The 25,559-nt window shown below is 45.8% G+C and carries 24 protein-coding genes; 9 read left to right on the top strand and 15 right to left on the bottom strand.

Going from position 1 to position 25,559, the window contains the following annotated elements:
- Positions 1-10 precede the first annotated feature (10 nt).
- The 5 genes from RT717_RS09645 (at position 11) to RT717_RS09625 (ending at position 3,220) form a co-directional block, all read left to right on the top strand.
- Positions 11-1,237 carry a sterol desaturase family protein gene (locus RT717_RS09645; protein WP_317491529.1) on the top strand — a complete coding sequence of 409 codons (1,227 nt, stop codon included), beginning with the start codon at positions 11-13 and terminating at the stop codon, positions 1,235-1,237.
- A complete protein-coding gene (locus RT717_RS09640) occupies positions 1,230-1,622 on the top strand; it encodes a hypothetical protein (protein ID WP_317491528.1) in 393 nt (130 codons plus the stop codon). The genes RT717_RS09645 and RT717_RS09640 overlap by 8 nt, the downstream gene beginning before the upstream one ends.
- Positions 1,623-1,690: 68 nt before the next feature.
- Positions 1,691-2,188 carry an RNA polymerase sigma factor gene (locus RT717_RS09635; protein WP_317491527.1) on the top strand — a complete coding sequence of 166 codons (498 nt, stop codon included), beginning with the start codon at positions 1,691-1,693 and terminating at the stop codon, positions 2,186-2,188.
- Positions 2,185-2,490 (top strand): hypothetical protein, encoded by a 306-nt coding sequence (locus RT717_RS09630; protein ID WP_317491526.1) that lies wholly within the window; start codon positions 2,185-2,187, stop codon positions 2,488-2,490. Before RT717_RS09635 ends, RT717_RS09630 begins: the two co-directional genes overlap by 4 nt.
- 10 nt (positions 2,491-2,500) lie before the next feature.
- Positions 2,501-3,220, top strand: a complete 720-nt coding sequence (locus RT717_RS09625) for a Spy/CpxP family protein refolding chaperone (RefSeq protein WP_317491525.1) — start codon at positions 2,501-2,503, stop codon at positions 3,218-3,220.
- Here the strand turns inward: RT717_RS09625 and RT717_RS09620 are convergent.
- Genes RT717_RS09620 through uxaC form a run of 4 tightly spaced genes read right to left on the bottom strand, consistent with a single transcriptional unit; the run spans position 3,217 to position 7,373 of the window.
- Entirely contained in the window at positions 3,217-4,515 is a 1,299-nt protein-coding gene (locus RT717_RS09620) for a TRAP transporter large permease (protein ID WP_317491524.1), read from the bottom strand. The genes RT717_RS09625 and RT717_RS09620 overlap by 4 nt on opposite strands.
- A complete protein-coding gene (locus tag RT717_RS09615) occupies positions 4,512-4,985 on the bottom strand; it encodes a TRAP transporter small permease (protein WP_317491523.1) in 474 nt (157 codons plus the stop codon). The genes RT717_RS09620 and RT717_RS09615 overlap by 4 nt, the downstream gene beginning before the upstream one ends.
- Positions 4,960-5,922, bottom strand: a complete 963-nt coding sequence (locus tag RT717_RS09610) for a TRAP transporter substrate-binding protein (RefSeq protein WP_317491522.1) — start codon at positions 5,920-5,922, stop codon at positions 4,960-4,962. The genes RT717_RS09615 and RT717_RS09610 overlap by 26 nt, the downstream gene beginning before the upstream one ends.
- Positions 5,923-5,969: 47 nt before the next feature.
- Positions 5,970-7,373 (bottom strand): glucuronate isomerase, encoded by a 1,404-nt coding sequence (gene uxaC / locus RT717_RS09605; RefSeq protein ID WP_317491521.1) that lies wholly within the window; start codon positions 7,371-7,373, stop codon positions 5,970-5,972.
- A gap of 442 nt (positions 7,374-7,815) precedes the next feature.
- On the opposite strand from uxaC, the gene RT717_RS09600 reads away from it, so the two are divergent.
- Positions 7,816-8,481, top strand: a complete 666-nt coding sequence (locus RT717_RS09600) for an ABC transporter ATP-binding protein (RefSeq protein WP_317491520.1) — start codon at positions 7,816-7,818, stop codon at positions 8,479-8,481.
- Positions 8,482-8,525: 44 nt separating this feature from the next.
- On the opposite strand, the gene RT717_RS09595 is transcribed toward RT717_RS09600, so the two are convergent.
- Positions 8,526-9,887, bottom strand: a complete 1,362-nt coding sequence (locus tag RT717_RS09595; protein WP_317491519.1) for a GntP family permease — start codon at positions 9,885-9,887, stop codon at positions 8,526-8,528.
- Between the two features lie 77 nt (positions 9,888-9,964).
- Here RT717_RS09595 and RT717_RS09590 point away from each other — a divergent pair, with 77 nt between their 5' ends.
- Positions 9,965-10,666, top strand: coding sequence for a uracil-DNA glycosylase family protein (locus tag RT717_RS09590; RefSeq protein ID WP_317491518.1), 702 nt, complete (start codon positions 9,965-9,967; stop codon positions 10,664-10,666).
- A 19-nt stretch (positions 10,667-10,685) separates the two neighbouring features.
- Here RT717_RS09590 and RT717_RS09585 read toward each other — a convergent pair whose 3' ends face one another.
- On the bottom strand, positions 10,686-12,914 hold the full coding sequence (locus RT717_RS09585) for an alpha/beta hydrolase (RefSeq protein WP_317491517.1): 2,229 nt from the start codon (positions 12,912-12,914) through the stop codon (positions 10,686-10,688).
- Between the two features lie 127 nt (positions 12,915-13,041).
- Here RT717_RS09585 and serA point away from each other — a divergent pair, with 127 nt between their 5' ends.
- Positions 13,042-14,934 carry a phosphoglycerate dehydrogenase gene (gene serA / locus RT717_RS09580; protein WP_317491516.1) on the top strand — a complete coding sequence of 631 codons (1,893 nt, stop codon included), beginning with the start codon at positions 13,042-13,044 and terminating at the stop codon, positions 14,932-14,934.
- A gap of 41 nt (positions 14,935-14,975) precedes the next feature.
- On the opposite strand, the gene RT717_RS09575 is transcribed toward serA, so the two are convergent.
- The 6 genes from RT717_RS09575 to RT717_RS09550 form a co-directional block, all read right to left on the bottom strand.
- Entirely contained in the window at positions 14,976-15,512 is a 537-nt protein-coding gene (locus tag RT717_RS09575; RefSeq protein WP_317491515.1) for a hypothetical protein, read from the bottom strand.
- Between the two features lie 123 nt (positions 15,513-15,635).
- Positions 15,636-16,547: a PorP/SprF family type IX secretion system membrane protein gene (locus RT717_RS09570; RefSeq protein ID WP_317491514.1), complete on the bottom strand. Its 912-nt coding sequence runs from the start codon at positions 16,545-16,547 to the stop codon at positions 15,636-15,638.
- 148 nt (positions 16,548-16,695) lie between these two features.
- Positions 16,696-17,136: a DUF2214 family protein gene (locus RT717_RS09565; protein WP_317491513.1), complete on the bottom strand. Its 441-nt coding sequence runs from the start codon at positions 17,134-17,136 to the stop codon at positions 16,696-16,698.
- Between the two features lie 7 nt (positions 17,137-17,143).
- Entirely contained in the window at positions 17,144-17,692 is a 549-nt protein-coding gene (locus RT717_RS09560) for a DUF2911 domain-containing protein (protein ID WP_317491512.1), read from the bottom strand.
- 67 nt (positions 17,693-17,759) lie between these two features.
- A complete protein-coding gene (locus RT717_RS09555) occupies positions 17,760-18,806 on the bottom strand; it encodes an Ig-like domain-containing protein (protein WP_317491511.1) in 1,047 nt (348 codons plus the stop codon).
- A gap of 12 nt (positions 18,807-18,818) precedes the next feature.
- A complete protein-coding gene (locus tag RT717_RS09550; protein WP_317491510.1) occupies positions 18,819-19,919 on the bottom strand; it encodes a hypothetical protein in 1,101 nt (366 codons plus the stop codon).
- Between the two features lie 382 nt (positions 19,920-20,301).
- On the opposite strand from RT717_RS09550, the gene RT717_RS09545 reads away from it, so the two are divergent.
- On the top strand, positions 20,302-21,399 hold the full coding sequence (locus tag RT717_RS09545) for an acyltransferase family protein (RefSeq protein ID WP_317491509.1): 1,098 nt from the start codon (positions 20,302-20,304) through the stop codon (positions 21,397-21,399).
- 56 nt (positions 21,400-21,455) lie between these two features.
- On the opposite strand, the gene RT717_RS09540 is transcribed toward RT717_RS09545, so the two are convergent.
- From RT717_RS09540 to RT717_RS09530, 3 genes are all read right to left on the bottom strand, one after another.
- The gene (locus RT717_RS09540; RefSeq protein ID WP_317491508.1) at positions 21,456-22,361 is read right to left on the bottom strand and encodes a Cbp1 family collagen-binding glycoprotein adhesin; all 906 of its coding nucleotides are present in this window, start codon (positions 22,359-22,361) and stop codon (positions 21,456-21,458) included.
- Between the two features lie 242 nt (positions 22,362-22,603).
- Positions 22,604-23,233: a hypothetical protein gene (locus RT717_RS09535; RefSeq protein ID WP_317491507.1), complete on the bottom strand. Its 630-nt coding sequence runs from the start codon at positions 23,231-23,233 to the stop codon at positions 22,604-22,606.
- A 29-nt stretch (positions 23,234-23,262) separates the two neighbouring features.
- Positions 23,263-25,557, bottom strand: coding sequence for a transglycosylase domain-containing protein (locus RT717_RS09530; protein WP_317491506.1), 2,295 nt, complete (start codon positions 25,555-25,557; stop codon positions 23,263-23,265).
- Positions 25,558-25,559: the final 2 nt, after the last annotated feature.

Genomic DNA, 25,559 nt, shown 5'->3' with positions numbered 1-25,559 from the left:
TGTAACACCCATGAACATTAACCCTGTCATTCTTTCTATCCCAATCTATTTTCTGCTGATTGGTGTAGAGCTTATTATTCAGCACTTTCAGCACCGGAAAATCTACCGGCTCAATGATGCCCTCACCAATATGAGTTGCGGCATTACTCAGCAAATTACCGGAGCCTTCCTTAAGGTTCTCACCGTTACGACTTATCAGTTGGTCTACGAGAACTTTGCGCTTTTCAATGTACCCGTAACGTGGTATACTTTCATCCTTATCTGGTTGGGTGTAGACTTGTGCTACTACTGGGCTCACCGGATGAGCCATGAAATCAACCTATTCTGGGGAGGGCATGTGGTGCACCATCAAAGTGAGGACTACAATTTCTCCGTAGCGCTCAGGCAGGGCTCGTTTCAGGTGTTCTGGACCTTCTTTTTCTACCTTCCGCTAGCAATTATCGGCGTGGACACACTCACTTTTGTGCTTGTTGCTGCCATCAACACAGTTTACCAGTTTTGGATTCACACTGAAACGATTGGCAAGCTGGGCTGGTTCGAATACGTTTTCAATACTCCCTCCCACCACCGGGTGCATCATGGGCGTGACCCAAAATATATTGATAAGAACCATGGAGGCACCTTTATCATTTGGGACAGGCTATTTGGCACGTTTCAGGAAGAGGAAGAAAGGCCAACATATGGCATTACTAAGCCTGTGAACACCTGGAACCCCATCAAAGCCAACCTACAGCATTATGTCGACATGGCGGGGCAACTCAAAAAGGTCAGATCGTTGGGTGATGGCCTCAGGATCATGTTCAACAAACCCGGCTGGCTCCCCGATTACCTTGGCGGCTATCAGGGTGTGCCTGATGTTGATAAAAGTGCCTATCGCAAATTCAACCTTCATCCGCCTTCAGCATTTTCGGCTTACCTGATCTTCCAATACCTGTTCGTCCTGGGAGGCACGTCGTTCTTTATGTTCAATCAAGGTAATTTCTCTATCATGGAAAAGTCGTTGATAGCTGTAACCATCGTGGTTTCTATCATCATTCTTGGGGGCATTATAGAAATGAGAGAGTGGGCCTTCGCCACCGAACGCATCAGACAACTTATTCAACCGCTTTTAGCTTATTTTTTGACCTATTCGTTAATTCCCGTCTATATACTGGGAGTTGTTGGCATTGCCTCCTTAATTTGGATGTACAAAATAAGAACCCCCACTTCCAAACCGGATCAAACCATCAATGCCTGACCTAAGACAATTGAAAAAGTTTAGTTTGCTGCCCATCATTGCATTTTCCCTTTACGGCTGTGGACTGCCTGCCGATTTGGATGGGTACAATGATGTGACGTGGAAAAGTGACGCCAATGGATGTAATGGAGACAGACTGGCTATGACTCAGGTGTTCGTTACTCAAAAAGACAAAATAAAAGGTCTTGATGAGCCTCAAATACTCAGGTTGTTGGGTAAACCGGACAAGCAGGAGCTTTATATCAGAAGCCAGAAGTTTTTCGTCTATTACATGGAACCAGGGCCAACCTGCGAGAACAGCATAGAACCTCCTCTCCTTCTCACCATAAGATTCAACGCACTGGGCTACACCAATGAAGTCTTTCTGGAAAACTTCACCAAGTAACCGGCCCTTTATAATTTTTCCAGAAAGCTTGTCATATAATACTCCTCCTTTCCAGACTAAGCTAACAGATGACAACAAGGGAGCAACTGGAAGTACACCACAAAGAGGCATGGTTTTGGGCCAGACAATGCTGTCGCTTTCAGCCCGACCTGGCAGAAGACGTTCTGCAAACAGCTTACCTCAAGGTGCTGGAGAAAAGAGCACTCTTTGCTGGTAAATCGAGCTTCAAAACCTGGCTTTTCAGCGTGATCCGGTTCACCGCTATTGACATGGCAACGGCGCAGCAACTACATGTGAGTAAGCACCTCGGCATTGACGATATTCAGCTTTCGGAGATAGCCAACTCGCAGAATGAAGGTGGTGCAATGAGCTATGAGCGCATGATCAGTCAGTTGCCCGGGCGCCAGGCTGAGCTTCTATTACTGGTTTTTTACCACGACATGACGCTGGAAAAGGCAGCCGAGGTCATGGAAACGAGCATTGGCACGGCACGCACTCACTACGACAGAGGAAAAAAGAAACTTAGAGAATTGATATTGGCTTCACAATTAAAGAAAGCGATATGAAAAATGAAGACGAAGAGTTAAGAGACTTCTTTCTTGAAATGAAAAAAAGTGACGCCTCTCACGAAGCTCCACCTTTCGCTAAACTTATTGTTCAGCAAAAGCAGCGAAAACTACCCGTTTGGGCCGTAGTCGCCGCAACCATCAATATCATTCTTTTTGTTGGAGGCTTTTGGTACCGAAGTCTTCAGCCAACCGAAAGAGTGGGTGTATTGCCCCATGTTGAAACGCAGTCTTCTATTGATCAAAACAGCGATATGATGACTTGGGAAACGCCCACGGACAAGCTGTTAACCAACTTTTAATCTTACTACGATGAAAAATATAATCACAATATGCTTAGTGCTGCTTCTCGCAGGTTCAATGACCTCCTTTGCACAGACTTCTGATCCTTTTGCGGCGACACTGTATGAGCCTGATTTGGTTGTTAAATATACTGATGACATAGGACTGACTGACGCACAAGCTCGGGATATGAAAGTAACCTATGAAAAAAACATCTCGCAGTTCAACAAGAAAAAGTCAGACTGGTCCCTGGCAATGGTAGAGTTTCAGGAGATCATTTCGCAACCAAGTGTGAACTATGAAACCCTGGATAAAAAGTTCAATGAAGTCCTTGCCCTTGAAAGTGAAATAAAGAAAATAAAGCTAAAATCTTTGGTGGAAATCAAGAATTTGCTGACAGTGGATCAGCAATCCAAACTTGATAATATCAAAAAACAGAATCCAGAGTACAACAAAGCTTTTGAGCTCACCTTAGGCTTCGAAGAGGATTCTAAAATTGTCATTAAAAAACACGAGAGTCTCAGCCCCGACACCAAAAAAGAGCCCCTCTTCATTCTATACGGTGGAGATGAAAAGCCGACAATCGATAAGAAAATATCTAGTATCGATGATGTTAAGCCCGAAGATATACAAGCATTATCTGTCTACAAGGGAACAGCCGCCACCGACAGGTTCGGGGAAGACGGTAAGAACGGAGTCATTGAAATTAAGATCAAAGGCCCCGCTCTGAAAAAGTATCGCAAGAATTAATACCCAAACAACTCCGGCAACCACAAACTCAGCGCTGGTACGTAGGTGACGAGCAACAGCACGGCGATCATAGCCAAAAACAGTGGCAGCAACGGTTTGAGCACTTTTTGAATGCTCAAACCAGCCACGCTGCAGCCCACGAATAGCAGGGAGCCAACCGGCGGTGTACAAAGGCCAATACACAGGTTCATCACCATCACAATGCCGAAGTGGATGGGATTCATGCCCATTTGCACCACCACTGGCAGGAATATAGGTGTGAAAATCAGTACCGCAGGCGTCATGTCCATGAAGGTACCCACAGCCAGCAACAAGAGGTTAATAATCAGCAGGATCACAACCGGGTTGTCGCTCACATTCAACAGGAAGTCGCTTACGCCCTGAGGAATATTCTCGTAAGACAATACCCACGACATACCCATGGAAGTCGCCACCAGCATCAACACGATGGTGGTAGTTAATGTAGTATCCAGCAGAATGCGAGGCAAGTCTTTGTACTTCACCTCTTTGTAGACAACCATCGACAGGATCAGGGTGTACAGCACGGCAATAGCCGACGCCTCTGTGGCGGTGAATATCCCAGCGATAATTCCCCCAATGACGATTACCAGTAGCAAAAGGCTTGGCAATGCGCCGAAAAAGCTTTTGAAGAATATTTTTACCCCCGTCGTCTCGTTTGACTTGTATCCTTTTTTCAGGGCCACAACACCAGCAACAATCATCAATGCAAGACCAATAAGCAACCCTGGAATATAGCCAGCGAGAAACAGTGCTGCGATAGAAACACCTCCACTTGCCAGGCTGAATACGATAAGAATATTGCTGGGTGGGATAACCAAACCTGTAGAAGCTGAGGTGAGGTTCACAGCAGCACCAAAAGCTTTATCATACCCCTCTTTTTCCATTCTGGGCACCATAAATCCGCCGATAGCAGAAGCAGCAGCGACAGACGAACCCGAAATGGCACCGAAAAGCATACATGCCAGTATGTTAATAAACGCCAGGCCTCCGGGAAGTGGCCCCACCATGGCCCTCGCCAAATCGATCAGTCGACTGGCAATGCCGCCCTTGTTCATCAGCTGCCCAGCCAGCACAAAAAACGGTATGGCAAGCAGCGAGAAACTATCAATTCCTGTAGCCATTCGCTGAGCCAGTGTGGTAAAAGCTATCACCGGATCCATGGTGATCAGTATGGTGACAAGGGATGAAAGTCCGATGCTATAAGCTACGGGTACGCCAATGCCCAGCAGCACAACGAAAGTCAATACTAAAATGGCTATCTCTGTCCAGTTCATACTTCGGCCCTCCCTTTGATCAATTCATGAATACAGTAAAAACAAATTAGAAGTCCACTGACGGGCAGTGAAATGTATACGTAGGCAAGTGATACCTGAAGTGTGGCTGCCAGCTGACCGAGAGCAAACGAAATGTACACAAGCCTGATACCACCTACAACCATGACCAGCAGAGCGAATACAAGTATTAGCAGGTAGATAAAGCGATGAAGTAAAACAGCTTTGGCACCTTCCAGTTTACCGGGAAGAATATCAATGGCGAGGTGCATATTTTTGCCTGTGGCATATGCTGCACCAATCAGTGCTACCCAAATGAGCAGGTACCTGGCCAGCTCGTCGGTAAAAGAGCTGGGGCTTCTCAATATATAACGGGAGGCTACCTGCCAAAGCACATCCAACACAAGGAGGCTCATAAGGATAACAAGCCCACCTTCGGTAATTTTGTCAATTTTCTGTCTGAGAACTTTCATCTACGGCTTCAATTCTTTCTAGTAGTTTCTTTCGGTATTCTGTATTGGCAAATGCATCCAGCATCGGCCTCACTTTTTCAATAAATGGCCCTTTGTCAGGGTATTCAACGTGAACCCCATCTGCTATCATGGCGTCCAGCGCTTCTTTCTCTGACTCTTCCCAAAGCGTGCGCTGGTGCACAGCCGACTCAAAGGAAGCTTCGCTCAACCACTTCTTTTGCTCATCGTTCAAGTCGTCCCAGGTATGGGTGCTCACCAGCATCACATCCGGCACAAAAGTGTGTTCATTGAGGCTGTAATAGCGACAAACTTCATAGTGCCTTGTTAGGTAAAGACTCGGGGGATTGTTTTCTGCGGCGTCCACAACGCCCTGCTGAAGTGCTGTGTAAAGCTCGCCAAACGGTATGGGGGTAGCAGAGCCGCCCAGCAACCTCACCATTTGAATAGCTGATGCGCTGGACTGCACCCTCACTTTGAGTCCCTGAAGGTCTTCCGGCTTCATGATGGGCTTGTCTTTGGAATAAAAGCTGCGACTGCCAGCGTCGTAAAAGCACATGCCCCGCATCCAGAACTCCTCGCCACTTGTCAAGAGCTCCTGCCCAATTTCGCCACCCAGCACTTTTCTGTAATGATCCTTACTATGAAAAACATAGGGTAAATTCACCACTGCCATCGACGGCATGAAGCTTTCCAGCACTGCCGCAGACGCTTTGGTCATTCCTATGGAGCCTATCTGCAACAATTCAAGCAACTCTCTTTCAGATCCCAGCTGTCCATTGGGATAGATATCAATGCGCATCTTGCCGTTTGACTTCTCATCTACTTTCTCAGCCAAAAAAACCATCGCCTTGTGCACTGAGTGGTTTACGTCAAGAGCGTGGCCTAGCTTAATCACTTTCACATCACTTTTCACAGCGCAGCCCGCAATCGTTAGCATTAAAAAAAAACAAAGCAGGTATCTTAGGGAAGTTGTCGTCACCTTATTTATTTATTAAATCCAAAATATGATTTAGCATTGAAATAGCAGATATTCTCCACCATTTTACCCAGCCACTCCCGGTCATTCGGTAATTCACCGTTATGAACGTCAGTTCCGATCAAATTACACAGAATCCTACGGAAATAATCATGCCGGGGGTAGGAAAGAAAACTTCGGCTGTCAGTAAGCATGCCAACAAACCGGCTAAGGAGTCCCATATTCGACAGTGCGTTGATTTGCTTTTCCATCCCATCCTTCTGGTCGAGAAACCACCAGGCCGACCCGTATTGCATCTTGCCTGCCGTGGAACCATCGTTGAAGTTGCCCGCCATAGTGGCGAAAAGCTCGTTATCCCTTGAGTTGAGGTTATAAAGAATGGTCTTGGCAAGTTGGTCTGTTGAGTCAAGCCTGTCAAAGAAGCGACTCATGGCTCTGCCATGCTCAAAGTCACCCATACTGTCAAAGCCTGTATCAGGCCCCAGGGTATCAAGCATGCGCTTGCTATTGTTGCGAAGGGCGCCGATGTGAAATTGCTGCGTCCAGCCTTTTTCATGGTCCATGAGCGCCAGCTGGTGCAACATGAACGACTGGTAAAGCAACATATCAGCTTTTGCAGGCATTTTCCCGGATCGTAGCTCCGCAAACACTTTTGCAGCTTCGGCTTCAGTAAAGTCGGCGGCGTAGAAGGTCTCCAGCCCATGGTCGCTCAGCTTGCAACCCAGCGATGCAAAGAAGTCGTGGCGGCTTCTCAAGGCTGACAGAAGGTCATCAAGTGAGGAAATGCTTTGTGAAGCAGCTTTTCCAAGTTTGTCCAAATAGGCATTGAAGCTGGCTGCATCGCTTACGACGACCACTTTGTCGGCCCTAAAAGCCGGAAACACCTTGATTTTATACCCTTCCTTTTGAAGCGTTTGATGGTAAGAGAGATCGTCGGAAGGGTCATCGGTGGTGCAAATGGTCTCCACTTTCATGTTCTCCAAAATGCTTCTTACCGTCCACTTAGCACCTAACTGTTCGTTGGCCTCATCATAAATTTCCCTTGCCGTGGAAGCGTTAAGAATTGTATGAATACCAAACGGTCTTTGCAGTTCCATGTGCGTCCAGTGGTAGAGCGGATTGCGCATGGTATAGGGAACCGTTTCAGCCCATTTTTCAAACTTCTCATAGTCGGAAGCATCGCCAGTGCAATACTTTTCATTGACGCCATTGGCCCGCATGGCCCGCCATTTATAGTGATCTCCCTCCAGCCAAATCTCAGTAAGTGTTTTAAAACGTCTGTCCTCAGCAATGTCCTTGGGCGACAAATGGCAGTGGTAATCTATGATTGGTTGATCTTTGGCATGTTCAAAATAGAGGTATTCCGCAGTGTTATTGGAAAGCAGGAAATTGTGATCCAGAAAAGGCCGCATACTTACTAGCAGTGTTGTCGTTTTTTTAAAAATGAAGGCTTCAAGATAGCATAAATAATAGGAGCTGGTAAAATATTTCGTTTGGTCAGTCGTATTTTAAGTCAGGTGGTCAGAATAGTGCTCTTTAACCAACTAATACTAGCTTGAATCGATACCTGCAGATTTATCTTCTGATCTTTAGGGAGTTTGTGGTTTACACATTGATTTTTAGTGCTCTGGCACTGGTCATATATCTCAATATAGGCTGGTTGGGGCTTATCTACATTTTCTGGACCAAGGTTGTCGGTTTCCTCTCCATTTGCGCCCTCTATCACTTCTCAAAAAGTAATCAGCTTACTTTTTTTCGAAACCTTGGCTTGTCGGTGCAAGCACTTTTGGCCGTAGCCGGGCTCTCTGACATTATACTGTTCTTAGCCTTAGTAGCAATTGTTAATTCGATTACATGACTCAACACCATGTATTAGAAGGTGACTCAATAGACTTCCGTTATGGAGACCATAGCGTGCTGACCGGTGTATACATTAAATGTGAAACTGGCAAAGTAACCGGCTTGCTGGGTAGAAATGGTACAGGAAAATCAACACTATTCAATATACTGTTTGGTACCGCCAGCCCCGGAGGCGGTTCGGTAAGATGGAATTCCAAATATGTGAGGAGCGCTTTCCGAAAAAATGGCCTCGTCAGTTATATGCCGCAGTTTCCCAGTATTCCGGGGCACCTCAGTTTCAAAAAGCTATTGAAGTTGTTCGGTTACGATGATGATCAGGTTGAGGAAGTTTTAAGCTACCACCTGGTTAAAAAACATTTCACTACCCGAATTAGCAACCTTTCTACAGGTGAGAGAAAATTGCTGGAAGCATTGCTCCTACTTCATTCCAGAAGCCATTTCGTTTTGCTAGACGAGCCTTTCTCGTTTTTGTCGCCTTTGCAGGTCGAGCAGCTGCTGCCTGTTGTCCGGTCTCAGGCACGAACAAAAGGTATTTTACTAACTGACCATCGTTACCAGCAGGTCATCGACAGCAGCGACACCGTGCTTCTTTTGAAAAATGGTTCTGTTCATCCTATTCAGGGAATTGATGGCTTAAAAAGTTTAGGATACATTAGGTAAGCCAAACTTTGCCTGGGTCAATAATATCAGACTGCTCACTATCATTAATAATGGTTTTGTGAAAGAAGGGCAAAGAAGCCTGAAATAGCGATAGCCAATATGGTCATTCCCTGCACCAGCGACATGACAGTAATCGTTCGGTAAGCGACTTTGATGTCTTTGATTCCTGAGAATTGAGCCACCACCCAAAAGAAAGAGTCGTTGGCATGAGACACAGTCATTCCTCCCCCACCAATGGCTGCCACCATGAGCACAATGCCAGTGGGATTATCAAGCCCACCAAGCGACAACAGGGGGCCAAGGATGGAAGAGGTAATCACCATAGCCGAGGTGGTAGACCCTTGCGAGGTCTTGAGGATGGCTGTGAAAGCAAAACCCGCCAGAATAAAGTAGATACCACCGGCATCTCCGCCACTTAGCCAGCCTTCCACCATTTGGGCCATTGGCGTGGCCTTTAGTACGGCACCAAACGCAGCGCCAGCACCCGTGAGAATAAGGACGGGCCCGGCTTGCACAAGGCCTTCCTGAAAAGAAGACGAGCGTTCAACCTTTCCTATATACTTTAACAACGGCACTGCTATAAGCAAGCCTGCCAGCAAGGCGATGACAGGGTTTCCTAAAAAGACAAGAGCATCTATAAGTCCATTGTGGAAACCAACAAACTGCGCAACCGAGCCAAGACCAATGAGTATCAATGGAATGAAAATAGGACTCATGGAAAGGCCCAGGGAAGGCAAAGACTGATCAGAAAGAATGGGGGTGTCACTCAGCTCTGACTCGTAGGGATATTTTTTGAAAATATACTTTGAATAGCTAACAGCAATTAAAACCACCGGGATGGAAATAAGCAGTCCTGAAATGATCACCAAACCTAAGTAGCTTTCGCCGCCCAGGTTACCTGCCGCAGCAATAGGCCCTGGCGTGGGTGGCACAAGTGTATGGGTAGTATACATGCCGCCAGCCAATGACAGAAACAAAGAGCCGGCAGCGATATTTCGCTTTTGCGCCATCACATGACAAAGCCTTGAGAGTATAATAAAGCCTGAATCACAAAAAACAGGAATACTCACCAGGGCCCCCAAAAAGCCAATCCCCAGCTCCGGGCTCTTTCGTCCGATTGTTTGCAAAATAAACTCTGCAATTTTTACAGCAGCACCAGATTTCTCCAGGATTACCCCCAGAATACTCCCCAATATGATCACTATCCCAATACCACCAATGATACTCCCGAAGCCGTCATTAATAAAACCAACTACTTTGATGGCTGGAATACCCACCACAATGCCTACAAGCAACGACGCCATGAGCAACATGATGAAAGGGTGCACTTTGAACACCGAGGCCCCGACTACAATCAGCACAACAGCCAAAAGGATGACAACAAGCAGCAGCGGGCCTTCTATCATGATCGAGCAGGGTTGGTTTTTACATCAATAATAAAATTTGTTCTGGATAAAAGGGCTCCATTTATCATATTCATGGCATGGAACAATCACCTCGAGAAAAGGAAGTCACATTTGCAGAACAGCTCCTCCATTTTTTGTCAAACCTTGAGTGGCCTGAGGTGCCAGAAGACGTGGAAGTGATGAATCCTTATGCCGACACAACCGCCTGGGCACTTACGCAGGCTTTTTACCGGAAATACTATTCGGACAATCAGGCCAGAACGCTCATCATTGGCATTAACCCGGGTCGTTTCGGCGGTGGGGTAACGGGCATTCCTTTCACAGATCCTTTGAAGTTGCAGGACATTTGTGGCATTGAAAACAACCTCGTAAGAAAGCAGGAGCTCTCCTCAACATTTATCTATCACATGATTGCCGCTTTTGGCGGCCCCAAAGTTTTCTACCAACACTTCTGTTTTTCGGCTGTGTCGCCAGTGGGCTTTACCATGCATGGCAAAAACCTCAACTACTACGACCACAAGGAGCTGCAAACCAAGCAATGGGTGAGCTTTATGACCAACTGTTTCGAAAGCCAGCTACAAATGGGCGTCAACCATGAGGTGGCCTACGTGCTGGGTCAGGGACAAAATCTGAAGTTTCTTTCAAAGCTGAATGATGAAAAGGGCTTCTTTGAAAAACTGGAAGTGCTGCCGCATCCAAGATGGGTGATGCAGTACAGGTTGAAGAGGCTGGAGGAGTTTATCAATGTTTACATTGACAAACTCTCCGTTCATATCTAACTGTTTTTCACAAAAACCGTCAGTGCCGGAACCCAATATTATCAAGGTAAACAACCCCCTTCGACGGCTTTCCAAACTCAAAGCGTATCTCAGTTAGCCCAGCCCAATTCAGTTCAGTGTCGCTAACGTCTATTTCCACATACTCAAACTGCGGCTCCCAAAAGACGTTGAAGCGATCTTTGGTCATCTTATCCGATTTGAAATAGTGCGATTCTGCCCTGGGTGCCAAAACATGATGGTCGGACAGTTGCTTTTCAAGAACCACGCCCGCACTGTCTTTGAAAACAATCCTGAAATCAGGAGTCAGCTCCCCCTTGATCGAATCCAGCAAGTCTTTGTCTCCATGCGACAAGTCGAACACAAACTGGCTGGGGTTAAATGCCACTCCAAAGCCTTCCGGGAAGCTTACTTTATAGGTCGCTGTGCTCCCCGACGCTGAGTCAAGCTGCCAGCCCAGCAGGAGTGCATTGTTTTCCTGAAAGAGCTTGCCTTTGTATTGCATCAACTCCTCTTTGAATACTTTGAAGCTGTCGGCTTCGGATTTTCCATTACCAAAACTTTCAATGTCAATATCAGATTCGAAGTCTTCCAGCATGGCTATCCGATTGTCCTGATATACAATACTGATATTGTTTTTGGGTAACCACTTGCCGGCAGACCATCTGTTTCTGAACACAGCCCTGTAATCGGCCTGATCAAAAAGCGCTGGCTTGAGAAACGCACCGATCATCACTTTTGCGGTTTTCCGCTGTATTTCCCCATCCACCAGCGGGGTTTTGTTGAGCAGATAGCTGTAGGGAGGCCCGGCGTCGTTGGCTCCCCAAATAGTATTGAACTGCCCATGGTTGGCTCCATGGATGAGAACACCTGTTTTAAAGGTGCTGTCTGTCAATTCCGTTCTCCTGTATTGGCGAAGTCCGTAAAAGCTATCTTCATCGCTGTCCAGCGAGCCTTGAAGCGCCAGGAAATTCACTCCTTTCAACTCCATGCGTCTCTCGTAGCGGTAGTCGGTTTGAGCCAGGGCAATCACCCCCTTAATGCCGAAATGAAAGTCAAAAGCTTCCAGTGCATTATCGGGAAAGGCGGGAAGCTCATTGAAGGCGGCGGCAATACTTACCGCCTCTCCCCCTCTGCTATGACCAATCAGAGCCACTCTGTTCAGGTCAACTTTTCCAAACAGCTCATGAGTTTTGTCCTCATTCCATTGTTTCCACTGCTGCAAATGCTTCAACAGCAACCAACCTCGGGCGGGCATTTCCTTGCCGCCGAAGTCTCCATCAGGTGACCCATTCAGGAAGTTTTCGTCTACCGACACCATAATGATGCCGTTAGAGGCCATCCACTCACCCAGGTAGGCATAACCGGGGTCGGAGTACTCCAGCATGGAGTGATTCCCATGCACGGTGAGTACGATAGGGAATGGCCCTGCCCCCTCCGGCATCCAAACGAGTCCGTTTACAGGAAGCTTTTTTGGCCCAAAACCCCAGTATTTTTCTCTACCCTTATGCTTGTCGCCTTTCCAGGCTGGAATGATTCGGGAGCCATCAACGGTAGGGGTAACAAACTTCACCTCCTTAGCAAACTGTTTCCGTCTCTTGCTATCTCCCGACCCATAGCTAAAAGTCTTCACTCCAAAAGTGCCATTCAATGTAGGGTCGGCCAGGGTCAACTGGGTACCCTTCTTCGGTGGAGTGGAAGGCAGCGTTGCCTCCTCCGGACTCCCGACGTAAGTAAGCCAATAGAACCCGACGACGAGAATAAGCGAACCAACCGACCCCAGCATGAACGCAAGATTGAGAAAGGTCTTCGATGATTTCTTTTTAGAAAAAGTGCCCAGCAAAAAGGCTGACAAAGGCAACGCCGTTAGCCATACGCCCACCGCTCCCAACCAGTAGTATTGGGGTGGGAAACGAAAAAAGTTACTCCCGATGAGCCAACAAACCGTTATCGAAGATACAACCAATGCACCCACTGGTGCCTGCCGCTTGTTCACCCAACGATCCAAGTGAAAATACATGAGCCCGAGACCATATTGGGCAGCTATTCCGTAGATAATTCCGAGCACCAGGTTCACCTCCCGGGGATCATAGCTTCGGAAGTAGTAAGCCGCAGTTGCAGCAAAGGCAACATTCGAAATTGCCAAACCAAACAGCACTGATTTCTTTAAACGGTCTTTTCGCTTCTTACTCGTTAAGATTTTTTTCCATGGGTTCAAAAACCCCCAAACCTTAGGTTGATTTGATTTCAAACGTATGCAGTTAAATATGAAGTCATTTATTTAAAAGGATGGGTGCGTTTACTATGCTTTTTATTGAACTGTGTTCATTCTTCAGTCGAGAATATACTTAACTTAGTGCGCTTAAAACAAGCCATAAATGGAAGAAAGGAAATTCTTCGTCATTGATTTTGACAGCACCTTTACAAAAGTTGAAGCCCTGGACGTGTTATGTGAGGTATCTTTAGACGGAAGGCCGGAAAAAGAAGAAGTACTTCAAAAAATCAAGGACATCACAGATTTAGGGATGGAAGGCAGCATCGATTTCAGAGAATCACTGAAACGCAGGCTCGATCTTCTGCAAGCACATAAAAATCACTTGCCACCCCTCATCGAACGCCTGAACAAACTCATCACTAAGTCTGTAAAGCGTAACAAAGACTTTTTTGAGACCTATAGCGACAATATTTTCATCATCAGCAATGGCTTCAAAGAGTTCATCGTCCCTATTGTGACTCCCCATGGGGTAAAGGCTGAAAACGTATTTGCCAATGAGTTCCGTTTTGACGACAAAGGAAACATCATCGGCTTCGACGAAGACAATATCTTATCGAAAAGTAACGGAAAGCCAGCCTTGATTAAGTCTCTGAACCTTGATGGCGAGGTATATGTTATCGGCGATGGATATACCGACTATGAAATAAAAGCGGCAGGCTTTGCCAAGAAATTCTATGCCTTCACCGAAAATGTATCAAGGAAAAAAGTAACTGATAAAGCAGACCATATAACACCATCCTTCGACGAATTTTTGTACATGAACAAGATGAACACCACCCTTTCTTACCCTAAGAATCGAATCAAAGTGCTTTTGCTGGAGAACATCCATCCGAGAGCCATAGAAATACTCAAAGAAGAAGGCTATCAGGTAGAGGTTCACGCAGCCGGCCTCGATGAAGATGAGCTCATCGAGCGCATCAAAGATGTTTCTATTCTTGGTATCAGGTCAAAAACCCAGGTGACTAAAAAGGTACTTGAAAGTGCTCAACGGCTTATTTCCATTGGCGCCTTTTGCATTGGCACCAACCAGATCGACCTGGAAACAGCGGAAAAGAAAGGCGTTGCAGTATTCAATGCACCATTTAGCAATACACGTTCGGTAGTGGAGCTGGCCATTGGTGAAATGATCCTTTTGATCCGCAACCTGCCTGACAAAATTGCCAAAATGCATGACGGCGTATGGAACAAGTCGGCCAACAATAGCTTCGAAATCCGTGGCAAAAACCTGGGCATTATCGGTTACGGAAATATAGGCTCCCAGCTTTCTGTTTTAGCTGAATCGATGGGCATGAAAGTGCATTTCTTTGATGTGGAAGAAAAGCTGGCACTGGGTAATGCGACCAAGTGCAATACTTTGGACGAACTGCTGGCGGTTTCAGACATACTTAGCCTTCATGTGGATGGCAGAAAAACCAACAAGAACATCATTGGCGCCGCTGAGTTCAAGAAAATGAAAGATGGCGTGATCTTCATGAACCTGAGCCGTGGCCATATCGTTGATATCAAAGCACTGAAAGATGCCATTGTATCGAAAAAAGTGAGTGGCTGCTCGGTGGATGTATTCCCCCACGAGCCTATCAGCAACAACGAAGAGTTTATCAGTGAGTTGAGAGGGCTGCCCAACACCATCCTCACTCCTCACATTGGCGGTAGCACGCTGGAGGCACAGGAAAACATTGCCACCTACGTACCCAATAAAATGATCGAGTATGTGAACACGGGCTCTACCAGCGGCAGTGTGAACTTCCCGAATGTGACATTACCACTGCTCAAAGAGGCTCACAGGCTTCTGCATATTCATGAGAACATACCTGGCATTATGGCCAAAATCAATCAGGTGTTTGCCAAGCATGAAATCAACGTGGTTGGACAGTACCTGAAAACCAACGAATTGACAGGCTATGTCATAGCCGACATCAACAAAAAGTACGACAAAGAAGTGCTAACCGACCTGAAAGCTATTGAGGGGACGATCAGGTTCAGGGTTTTGTATTAATATAAGGAGCCCTTTTATTAAACATGGGCTCCTTATGTTTTCTACTTCGTAAATGTAAACTCCACCACATTGTATTCGTCGTTGAATCCTCCATCAGTGAAGGTCAGTTTCATCGTCGACGAAGTAAGCTCTTTCGGGTTAAGAGTGGCAATGCTCAAGGCAGCTCCAAGTACTTTACCTTTTGAGTCGTCCATTTCAACGTAGATGCTCTTATCTTCGTCGGCATCCCATTTGAAGGCGCCCTCGTATGTTTCAGCGGGGTACTCCCCGCCTAAATAATCAACTGTACCATAAGTTACCGAAAAGCTGCCTCTGTAGTAACTGTCGTCACTGTCCTTGTCTTTTTTGAACTCAATCCAGCCAGCTACGTCGTTGTATTCCCGCTCGTTAGTGGTTTGGGCGTTGTCTGCATTGCCGCCCGGTACAAACAAATCGTAGGCCTTTACCGATGTCAGGTTCCACTTCCCGAGGTATGGCTCTACATATTTAAAAGAAGGGTCTTGCAGCTCGTTAAGCTTGTCGCAGCCGCTAAGGCACGCACCCATGATAAAAGCGCAAAAGATGATTCTCGATTTCATGCTCTAAGTTTTTCCTCAAAGGTATTTTGAAGAGAGAGCCAAGAACATCACTTCAAAACGGCATTTTCTGGTAGGTGTTGGTGGGTATGGAAAAGTATCAAATGATCCTATATAGTTCCGAGGTCAATCTTTACTCTCGTCCTTCCTTTTCGGGCTTACCTGCAGCATGAACGCAGCCGAGCGGTATCCATATGCAAGCATTTGAGTTTGCTTTTTGAATACCTTCACACCAATTTGTATGGCATCATTGTAGCATAATCCTGCAAAAACATTGGATGTGTTATTGAGACTATTATTGTTCGAATACTGCGCCCCAACAAACGCCCATTTGCTAATGTAGGCCGTTGCATTCAGGTTCAAAATCGCTGGAAGTTCTCCAGGAAGAGTATAAAGTACCGATGGTCTCAACTTTAACCATTTGTTCAGTGTCAAATCTTGCTCCAAAAACGCAACTACTCTTCTTTGATCCCTTACCTTATACATATCGAAGAAAAAATTCTCCCGATAAATACGGGGGTAGCTGATTAAGCTTAGCCCTACATTTGTACCCTTGAAAAAAGAGTAGCTGGCGCCAACGTCAAAATTAAAGTAATTCAACCTTGACTGTCCAGTTAGATAAGGGTCAACCCCTGAACTATTCAACTTGTCCCAATCGCTCTCCAGGTCAACGTTGAAAATCGAACCGCCTAACGCCAGTTCATTGCTGCCAGAAAATTTCCATCTATAGTTGTACATCAGTGTATGCCTCCATTCAGTATGCACCCCTTGGTTTTCCCTGCTAACAACAGCGCCTATTCCACTATTGATTTTCTTCAATTGTTGGTCGTACGAAAACGATACACTAGCTGGTGCCCCATAAATACCACTGGTTGGAATATTTGAAATCAACGTGAAGGTCGGATCGATGCGATCACCCGCCATCGCCGGATTAATCAACATCGGGGATGCAAAATAAAAATCTTTAAATGGGAGCGTTTGGGATGAAGCTGCGTTGAGGGAAAAAACGATCCCTACAGATAGTAAAATCCTTTTCATTTTTGACAAAGACAGGTGAAATAATAATTCAAATCAACCCTTCAAAAAAACAAATTCAAGAAAAACACCCAAAAAAGCCAAATATATGATTAATAGTACAATCCAACATTTGGTAACCCATTAATCTGAGTCTATTAAAAAGAAAAAATCAGTTTGCCCCTACTCCCATCGCCATCATAGCCCCGAGCAACGGAATGATCAATACAAGAGTCAGCTCGATGCGAAGAATCATTTTCATCTTCTTTGGAATGTCAATCACTTCTTCTGGATCGCCCTTCCTTTCTTTCAGAAAGTAAAAAGTGGGAATCAGAGAAATAGCTCCTACAATACCAAAAAGAATGAGCTTGGCATAAATAATCCATCCGTTGCTGTAGAAGTCGGCAGGCTTGCCCACTCCAAACCACAAGGTAAAGCCAGCGCCCATTACGAGCAGGGCGCCGATTCCATACACGGCATCGACAATGGAGAGCCTCTGGATAGCTTTGCGGGAAAGCCTGTCTTCCAGGAGCAGGTGCTCCCCTACCAAACTGCTGAATACAGCCAGAATACCCAGGTAGTGAAGGTACTTAACCAAAATATAGCCAGTCATCTTACTATTAGTTAGCCTTTATAGGAATGGTGAACTTTACTTTTTCAAAGGCCACGTTGATATCAACGCCGCCATCAGCCGGAGATAGTGTGATTGTATGTTGTTCCGTGACACTTCCATCCTTCACCACCGGCACCGTTGTGGTAAGAACATCTAGTTTATGATCAGCTTCAGAATAGCCCCATTCTCCCAATTCGGTATTGACAATGATCTCAAAGCTGTCTGCTCCAGGGACAGCATAAACCTTATAGGTTCCCTTTTTTAGAGGCTGTCCATTGAACAATATGTCGGCATCAAATGTTACCTCTGTCGATTCATTCGCCCCCAGCCTCCAGTAAACACCATAAGGTTGCAGCGCTCCTTCTTCCTTAGTTCCAAATACAACTCTATTGCGGACAGATGGGCGGCTGTAAGTCAAAGAAACGTTCACCCCACCGTTGGATAGTTCAGCACTGCCAGAAGGGCTAAGTGTTCTGTTTCGGTAGTTTAAATAAATTAATGCCACGCCTATGACCATGACGAACACGCCAACTCCAATTAGTATTTTCTTTCGCATATCAATAACGGTTTATATTTAACCCTCAACTTAATCAATTTTGATTGATCTATACGCAAGAGTGACTTTACCTGATGATGAATTTTAGATGCCAATCCTGCTTCGCCAGATCCGGGTTCTCAACAGTTGTATCTTCATCAAAAAGTCGTTGGAGGTTATTGCCGGCAAGATCCTCAATGGTTGGGTCAACAACCAGCACATAGGAACCTGCCAACCAGGACTTAGCTGGCTTAAAAGTCAGTCCGGTTTCGCCAGCTGTGATTTCAAAAACGCCATCAACTATTTGCCCGTCGCCACTTTCCGTCTTCACACTAAATTTCCCATCCAATGAGCCAAAGTCCATCGGCTCGCCGAATTGAACAGTTAGTGCATCGTTGCTGCCAGCAGATGGGGCCACCAGCTTCCATTTCTCAAGGTCGGGCTTCACCCTGTCATCATCACCGGTGGAAAAGGGACGGCTAAACTGCTGACCCAGCTGATCTCCTTTTTGGCTACTAAAGGCTCCTTCGACTATTAATGAGTATCGCTTGCCGGGTTGTAGTGGAGTGCCGTGCATTTGATTGGGTTGCAAATCCCGTTTGATTTTCCCCGGATCAAACCACAGAGTCAGCATGGTATTATCAGCGTTCCACAAGGCTGGCTGCAATGGCAGTATCGCAACAGGCAGCCTCCGTCCATTTTCGTCTGCCACGTAAATATGTTCGTAGACGCCATCTGCCCTCATGGGCTGATCAAATTTGACATACATCTTTAGCTGATTGGCGGGAACAGTATTTGAGCTTGGGTAAACGGCCAGTACAATGGGGGGTGGCTCGTTGTCGCCCTCAAAACGAAATTGGGAAAGCAACTTCTCCCCCTCCTTAATTACATATTCCTGCCCTTCGGCAAAAGGAATAGCCGCTCTGAAAATAGTTTTGTCCCCTTCTGTTAGAAATTGCCCAAAAATAGGCCTTGGGTTATTCTGGAGGGCAACTGAAAGTCTTTTTAGGTCGCCATTGTAAGTAAACTGAATGGCTACTGCCTTTCCTTTTTCCAAAATAAACTCAGGAGAAAGTTGAGCAGTAGCCACATAGTAACTTAAAACCAGCAGGGGTATTAAGTAATATTTCTTCAAGTATGGATGAATTTATAACCAAAAATCATTGCCAGTGATAAGGTTAAGATCACCATTGGCTTCTCTTTTTAACATTACAAAGTTCTTGTCGCCCAATTTATCCAATTGAACAACATTGACCATAGGAAGCGCTATAAAATTAACACCGCCCGTTTTGCCAGGCTCCTCGATCGGCTCTGTAAGGCTACCTTCAAATCCGGCAATGTCAGAGAACCTCACCTTCATTACCGAACGATTACTGTTGGCCATCAAAAGAAAGCTCTCTCCACCTTTGTTAATCACTATCATATCCAGCGGCGTATTGCCAGCACCAAATTCGGCGACCGTGCGGCCTTTGATGTGCTTGCCACCTTTCAGCTCATCCATTGGGAAAAGCACCAATGGCGTGCATGTGTAGCTGGCTACCAGGTAGTCTTTGCCGTTGATTGTGCTCGTGGTGAATGTCTTCACTGGTGCGTAGGTCTCAAATCGGCCATGAGCCGCATGATATATTTCAAGAGAAGCGTCGTCCTGGCTGTTTCCAAAAGGAAAGGCCATGGTTCGGAATGTCGAGCTGAACTCGGCATTGCTCAGGCCTGTCACCATTACCTTGCCATTCTTAAACTCAATGTCAGATACTGTCCACACCCGCTGAGCCCTGCCTCTGTCGTCTTTGTAGTCTTCTGCGTAGGCGTTTGCAATCCCTCTTGAAGAATAAGAAACTTTGTCGAGTGGAACCCATTCAATTTTTTCGCCAACAAGCTTCAGTAACACAGGCGTCCCGTCCTGATTGTGAACAGCAAAATAGGGGACATTGGATATTGGATTCACCGCCATGTCCTGAATAGAAATTTTATCTGCTGTCGTTCCCAGCGCAGCCGCAATAGCCACGTCTACATTTTTCATTTCTATTTTGGCCGGAGCCTCCGTGGCTTTTGCATCTTTTGTATCAAGAGCAACAATTGAGGCCGATTTAGAGTCCCCAATAAAAAGGATGCCTTCCGGGCCAAATGTCATGGCATTGATCGACTTGATATTCGGGTTGCCGTCCTTAAAATTGGCTTTCAGGGATTTCTCTTCTGCCGAAGCGATAAAGAAGAGCATTGAAAATAAGATTGTAAGTAGTTTTTTCATAGCGTTGGGATTTAGTATACTTTGTTAACCATTTCACCACCAATAGGTTAAAAGTTAATTATAAGCGGTTAGAATTGCCAGCATTGGCCCAAAGAAAGTCCTTTAACGGACATGAAACTTAGGCTAGTCGGCATAGATGATAAATCCTTGATTCGTTAGAGCCGGTTATTTCAACCTGAGGAATCATCCGGTTCTTACAAGTGAAAGAAGCGTGCAAACCAGTCTATCCCAATTTTGCTTCGTTCCCAATATTCCGGTTATCACAAAGGTTGATTTTATGTTTTGACTTCAACTTATTAAGTGAGATATTACACTGTTGCCGCCAACAAACAACACTGGTAGCGATTGAACAAATACTGCTACATACCTAACCCTACCTCAAATGAAAAGATTTGAAGCATTGGATATTTTTCGTGGGATGACGATTTGTCTCATGATCATTGTGAACACGCCCGGCGATGGCGCCTCTACTTTCTCTTTGTTGCTTCACGCCGACTGGCATGGGTTCACCCCCACCGACCTTGTTTTTCCTTCCTTCCTTTTTGCAGTGGGCAATGCCCTGGCTTTTGTAATGCCTAAATGGCAAGACTGGGAGTTTAAAGACGTTTTTCTGAAGGTTCTAAAGCGATCCGCCGTCATCTTCCTTCTGGGCTTTATCATGTACTGGTTTCCTTTCTTCAGGCAGGATGCGTCCGGTGCATGGTCGTTTATACCGTTTTCAGACACCAGAATACTTGGTGTGCTGCAACGGATTGCCATTTGCTACTTCGCCGGTGCGTTGATGATCCATTTCTTCTCCACCAAAGCGCTGTACTGGGTGTCCGGAGGGCTTTTGCTTGGCTACTGGGCAATTATGTCGTGGTTTGGTGACCTCTCCATGCTGGGCAATGCTGGACAAACGCTGGATCTCCTGATTTTAGGTGACGGGCACATGTACCACGGCGAGGGTGTCGCTTTTGAACCAGAAGGAATACTTAGTACACTGCCTTCTATTGTCAATGTGATTGGCGGCTATCTGCTGGGGCTGTACGTTAAGGAAGGTATCAGCTACGAAAAACTGGCCAAGGTCATGCTGTATGGTGCCTACATATTGTTGGTCGCCTACTTGTGGAACTTCATCTTCCCTTTCAACAAAAAGCTTTGGACGAGCTCTTTTGTCGTCCTTACTATTGGATTGGACTTCATCATTATTGGCATTATTATCTACCTGACGGAGTTTTCTGCCAAGCCATATAAATTCAGCTTTTTCCAGACCTTCGGAAAGAACCCTCTTTTCATTTATTTGCTTTCCGAATACCTGGCCATCACGATGTATGTGGTCAAAATAGGAGACAGGAGTCTTTTCCGTGTGGCTTATGAGAGCCTTTTCAGTTGGTTGCCCCCCTACATCAACTCGCTGGCCTTCGCCGTTGCGTTTATGATGATTTGCTGGGCTGCCGGCAAATGGCTTGAGAAAAGAAACATTTACATCAAGGTGTAAAAAGCAGAGGGATCCGGCGAAAGATCCCTCTTAGATGAACAAAACCGATGACCGGGTCAATTAACCACCGCCACCAGGTACTTTGAAGATTTCCAAAATTCTTCGGGATTGGTTATTACCAGCGTAGAAAAGTCACCAGTCTCGTCTTCTCTTACTTTGTAAGAGTCGCCAGGGTGATTTGTGACAATGTCCACTTTTTTCCCAGCAAGTAGTATTTCACTTGTTGCGGTGATGTCGATGCGTTCAAATGAATCATTGTTAAAATCAGCGTTTAGCTTCTCTACCTTACCCAATCCTAGAATTCCCCCTTCTTTGGTAACGACCTGCTCCTCCTTCAGCTTCTTGTAGGTGCCTGTTGCTACATAGCCAGTGTTTAGCTGCTCCTGCTGAGTAGCCAGTAAGTCATTTTGCTCACTTATTATGGTCTCATTTTCCAGTTTAACCCCATTAAGGGTGTCCACTTTCATGGAGAGTACTGCCACATTGTCCAGGAGCTCTTTATTCGATGTATTCAAAGCCACCAACGTAACCTTCAACTCGTTCACCTCCACGTTTTTTTCTTCTACCCTGGCCTGAAGGTTGTTCACCAACTTATTAAACTCTTTCATCTTAACGGATGAGCCCTGCAGGTTTTGCTGCAATTCAGCAATTCGGGTCTTGTTGGCCGCCAAAAGCGCATTAATTGCTTTTATGTCGGCTACAATAGCCTTCTCAGCTGAGGACGAATTTTCCACTTCTTTGGACGTGGCAAGCCCTATTTTCTCTTCACGCTCCTTTATCTCCGCCAGGTTACTTTCAATCTCATTGAAAGTCTCAAGGTAGCTATTGAGCCTCTCTTCCAGCTTGTCATTCTCGCCCTTAAGCGTTACATTCTCAGTCGTCAAATTCTCCACCTTTTCCTTATTACAGCCAGCCAAAATTATCGGCACGGCCACAAACAATATCAATCTGTAATTTTTCATAGCTAATTGGTTTATGGTAAAAAACTTATCGATGTACCCGTTTTGAGTATAATACTTAAAATACGATAAATTATATAATTTATTGTATTTTACTAAGTAAAATTAGGCCTTGTTACGGGTAGATCGGGCGAAGGATGCCCGTCGTGCGTTTGAACAACGCAAAAGGATTCTTGGGTACTAGAAACTAACTAAGTGGGCGGATTGACCAGAGTAGTCCCACCCACATATAACGCAGTAAAGAACTACCTGCCAGCCGGGGCCTTTCTGCGGACTTCTTCCAGTTGATTGACAGCCGTTTGCAGCTCACGTTTCAGTTTTACCTGCTTTTCATTTGATCTTTGACGAAGTTCTTCTAATTCATCAGTGACCAGGGCCAGGTCTCTCTTAGCTCTGTTTGTGATCGAATGACTGTTTTTGAATGAAACATACATGATGCCCAGCAGCACTAGCAGGCCGCCTACAATTCCCCAAACTACAGTATTATAGAAGGTCTTATTAAGAGACATCCCAAGAAAACTTATCTCACCATTAACTTCCTCGCTTGCCTGAAGCTGCTCATTGACTACGGCCAAGCTATCGTTGGCCGCTTCCAGTGTCTTGTTGATATTCGCTATGGCAATTTTAACATCCGCAATTTCCTCTCGATAACTAACCAAACTATCTTCCACTTCTCCCCAGAAGCTGTTGAGCTGTTGAGTGGCGATTACTTTATATTTTTCATAGGTCTCCGCATCCTCCACCATTTCTTTGTACTTGGCATGCAGCGTTCTATTTTCATCACTTTGTTTGCCAAATGCCATCCCGGCATTCAGGCCGATCAAAAGGACAAGCACCCCACCCCTCCTGATCTCCGGTAAAATCATTCCTTTCATAGCTAATCTTTTAAAATAAACACTGGTTACTAATTTTCCTTCTTCTTAAAAATGCTCTTAATTTTCGATAAAAAGCCTTTCTTTTTCTCCTCTCCAAAGTCCCTTACTTCCTGTTCCTTTCTGGTAAGCAGGCCTTTGATAAAACCTTCCTTCTCTTTATACGGCTCGCAGTCAACTAAATATAACAAATCATCCGAAAGAGCGGCAAATCTCTCTCGAGTAATGACATTGTAATGACTGTCGTTGTTGAGTTTTTCCAGGAAGAATGCAAATATAGGTAAAGCTGATGAAGCTCCCTGCCCTAATATAGTACTTTTAAAATAAATTTTAGGATTATTTGCGCCAACCCAGGTAACAGTAACCAAATTTGGCAGCATTCCCACGAACCACCCGTCCCGGTTTGACTGAGTAGTGCCGGTTTTGCCTGCCAAAGCGTTGGGGAGGTTGTACCTGAAATGAAGTCGCTTGCCAGTTCCGTCGTTTATCACTGCCTGCATCATGTCGAGCATAATTTTGCTGGTGTTTTCGCTCATGGCCGCTTGCTGCTCGTCGGCAACAAACTCTTCCAATACATTCCCTTCGCCATCCTCCACTCTTAGCAACATTTGAGGTGCAACAGGTATCCCATGATTGAGGAAAGCTGCATAAGCCCCGGCCAGCTCTATTGTCGAAATGTCTGCTGTGCCAAGTGCCAGTGAGGGCACTTCCGGCAATGTGCTCGAGATATTAAGGTTCCTGGCCAACTTTACCGTCGAGGCTATACCTGTTTCTTCCAACACTTTCACCGACACGGTATTGACGGAGTGCGTCAAAGCCCCTTTCATGGTATAGAAGTTATGGGTCTCCGCTTCGGCATTTTCGGGAGCCCAGTTCTCCATGTTTTCGTAAGTAATTTGCTTCGAAGAAAAGTAGTCGCATGGTTTCACTCCCTTCTCGAGAGCGCTGGCAAAAACGAAGGGCTTGAATGTAGACCCCACTTGCCTTTTAGTGTTAACGTTTACATGGTCATATTCAAAGTACTGATGGTTAATACCACCAACCCAGGCCCTCACAGCCCCGGTTTTCGGATCCATCGCCACGAAACCGGCCTGTAAAAATTTGAGGTAATGCTGCACGCTGTCGTACACACTTGCCTTTACCTCTTGATTTCCAGCCCATTCAAAAAGCTCCATCATCCTTTCCTTATGTAATGAGTCGGCAATCTCCTTTTCTGTCAGTCCCTTTTTCCGGAGAGACAGATAAACCGGCGTTTGCTTAACTGCATGCTCTATCAGCTCTTTGTTCTTTAGCCATGGAGCGTTACTCCCCCACTCTTTTTCGAAAGCGGTTTGCAGCGCTGCCATATGCTTTTGCATAGCAAGCTCCGCTGCTTGCTGCATACCGGCATCCAGCGTGGTGTATATTTTCAGGCCATCGGTATACAAATTGTAGGGTGATCCGTCGGCTTTGAAATGACTTTTGCACCATTCCAGCAATTGCATCCGCATCTGCTCTCTGAAATACGGTGCAGGCCCTTCATGCAGGGTCATTTTGGTATAGTCCAGCTGTATCGGCAAATCCTGGTAGGCATGAAGCTCCAATTCGGTCAGATAGCCGTACTTATTCATCTGCGATAAGACCACATTCCTTCTGCTCAGCGATCTCTCAGGAAACACCCGGGGGTTGTAAGCGTAGTTGCCTTTCAACATGCCAATCAGCACAGCAGCCTGGTCTATCGTTAAGTCATTCACCGACGCATTGTAGAACCGCCTCGAAGCACTTTCCACACCAAATACATGATCGCCGAAAGGAACAGTGTTGAGGTACAGCGCTATGATTTCATTCTTGCTATAGATTTCCTCCAGTTGTTCGGCAATGGCCATTTCCCTGAATTTGTTAACCGGGATGCTCAGAAGTCCGAAATCCTGCCGTGGAAAAAGGTTTTTGGCTAGCTGTTGGGTAATGGTACTGCCGCCACCCGCACTGTTGTCCTGCAAAACGATGGTTTTGAAAAACACCCGCAAAAGACTTTTGTAGTCAATGCCATGGTGTTCGAAAAACCGGGCATCCTCTGTAGCAATCAGCGCATTGACCACGTGAGTTGGAAGGTAGTTGTAATCAACCGATGTTCTATCGTAAAGGTAGTATTTGCCAAGAAGGTCGCCGTTGGAGAAATAGATTTCAGACGCCTGGTTGTTTCTTATGCTCTGAATTTCCGTCGAGTCAGGAATAGCTCCGAACAGTCCCGCCTTCACTCCCCACCAGACAAAGAATGGAGATGCAAACAATATAAATGACAAGGTGAGCAAGCCGTAAACCAGCTTCCTCGTTCGAATAGATCCCATAG

The sequence above is a fragment of the Imperialibacter roseus genome, from assembly GCF_032999765.1.
GTDB classification, from domain to species: Bacteria; Bacteroidota; Bacteroidia; order Cytophagales; family Cyclobacteriaceae; genus Imperialibacter; species Imperialibacter roseus.
This window is presented reverse-complemented; position numbering and strand designations above follow the sequence as displayed.

Coding starts and splice junctions, on each gene's coding strand:
- uxaC (WP_317491521.1), bottom strand. CDS start 7,373: ATGCGGCCTTTTCTGGATCACAATTTCCTGCTTTCCAATAACACTGCG.
- RT717_RS09545 (WP_317491509.1), top strand. CDS start 20,302: ATGAAAAGATTTGAAGCATTGGATATTTTTCGTGGGATGACGATTTGT.
- RT717_RS09540 (WP_317491508.1), bottom strand. CDS start 22,361: ATGAAAAATTACAGATTGATATTGTTTGTGGCCGTGCCGATAATTTTG.
- RT717_RS09570 (WP_317491514.1), bottom strand. CDS start 16,547: ATGAAAAGGATTTTACTATCTGTAGGGATCGTTTTTTCCCTCAACGCA.
- RT717_RS09560 (WP_317491512.1), bottom strand. CDS start 17,692: ATGCGAAAGAAAATACTAATTGGAGTTGGCGTGTTCGTCATGGTCATA.
- RT717_RS09610 (WP_317491522.1), bottom strand. CDS start 5,922: ATGCTAACGATTGCGGGCTGCGCTGTGAAAAGTGATGTGAAAGTGATT.
- RT717_RS09530 (WP_317491506.1), bottom strand. CDS start 25,557: ATGGGATCTATTCGAACGAGGAAGCTGGTTTACGGCTTGCTCACCTTG.
- RT717_RS09645 (WP_317491529.1), top strand. CDS start 11: ATGAACATTAACCCTGTCATTCTTTCTATCCCAATCTATTTTCTGCTG.
- RT717_RS09635 (WP_317491527.1), top strand. CDS start 1,691: ATGACAACAAGGGAGCAACTGGAAGTACACCACAAAGAGGCATGGTTT.
- RT717_RS09620 (WP_317491524.1), bottom strand. CDS start 4,515: ATGAACTGGACAGAGATAGCCATTTTAGTATTGACTTTCGTTGTGCTG.
- RT717_RS09600 (WP_317491520.1), top strand. CDS start 7,816: ATGACTCAACACCATGTATTAGAAGGTGACTCAATAGACTTCCGTTAT.
- RT717_RS09565 (WP_317491513.1), bottom strand. CDS start 17,136: ATGACTGGCTATATTTTGGTTAAGTACCTTCACTACCTGGGTATTCTG.
- RT717_RS09595 (WP_317491519.1), bottom strand. CDS start 9,887: ATGATAGAAGGCCCGCTGCTGCTTGTTGTCATCCTTTTGGCTGTTGTG.
- RT717_RS09640 (WP_317491528.1), top strand. CDS start 1,230: ATGCCTGACCTAAGACAATTGAAAAAGTTTAGTTTGCTGCCCATCATT.
- RT717_RS09550 (WP_317491510.1), bottom strand. CDS start 19,919: ATGAAAAAACTACTTACAATCTTATTTTCAATGCTCTTCTTTATCGCT.
- RT717_RS09615 (WP_317491523.1), bottom strand. CDS start 4,985: ATGAAAGTTCTCAGACAGAAAATTGACAAAATTACCGAAGGTGGGCTT.
- RT717_RS09630 (WP_317491526.1), top strand. CDS start 2,185: ATGAAAAATGAAGACGAAGAGTTAAGAGACTTCTTTCTTGAAATGAAA.
- RT717_RS09575 (WP_317491515.1), bottom strand. CDS start 15,512: ATGAAATCGAGAATCATCTTTTGCGCTTTTATCATGGGTGCGTGCCTT.
- RT717_RS09535 (WP_317491507.1), bottom strand. CDS start 23,233: ATGAAAGGAATGATTTTACCGGAGATCAGGAGGGGTGGGGTGCTTGTC.
- RT717_RS09590 (WP_317491518.1), top strand. CDS start 9,965: ATGGAACAATCACCTCGAGAAAAGGAAGTCACATTTGCAGAACAGCTC.
- serA (WP_317491516.1), top strand. CDS start 13,042: ATGGAAGAAAGGAAATTCTTCGTCATTGATTTTGACAGCACCTTTACA.
- RT717_RS09625 (WP_317491525.1), top strand. CDS start 2,501: ATGAAAAATATAATCACAATATGCTTAGTGCTGCTTCTCGCAGGTTCA.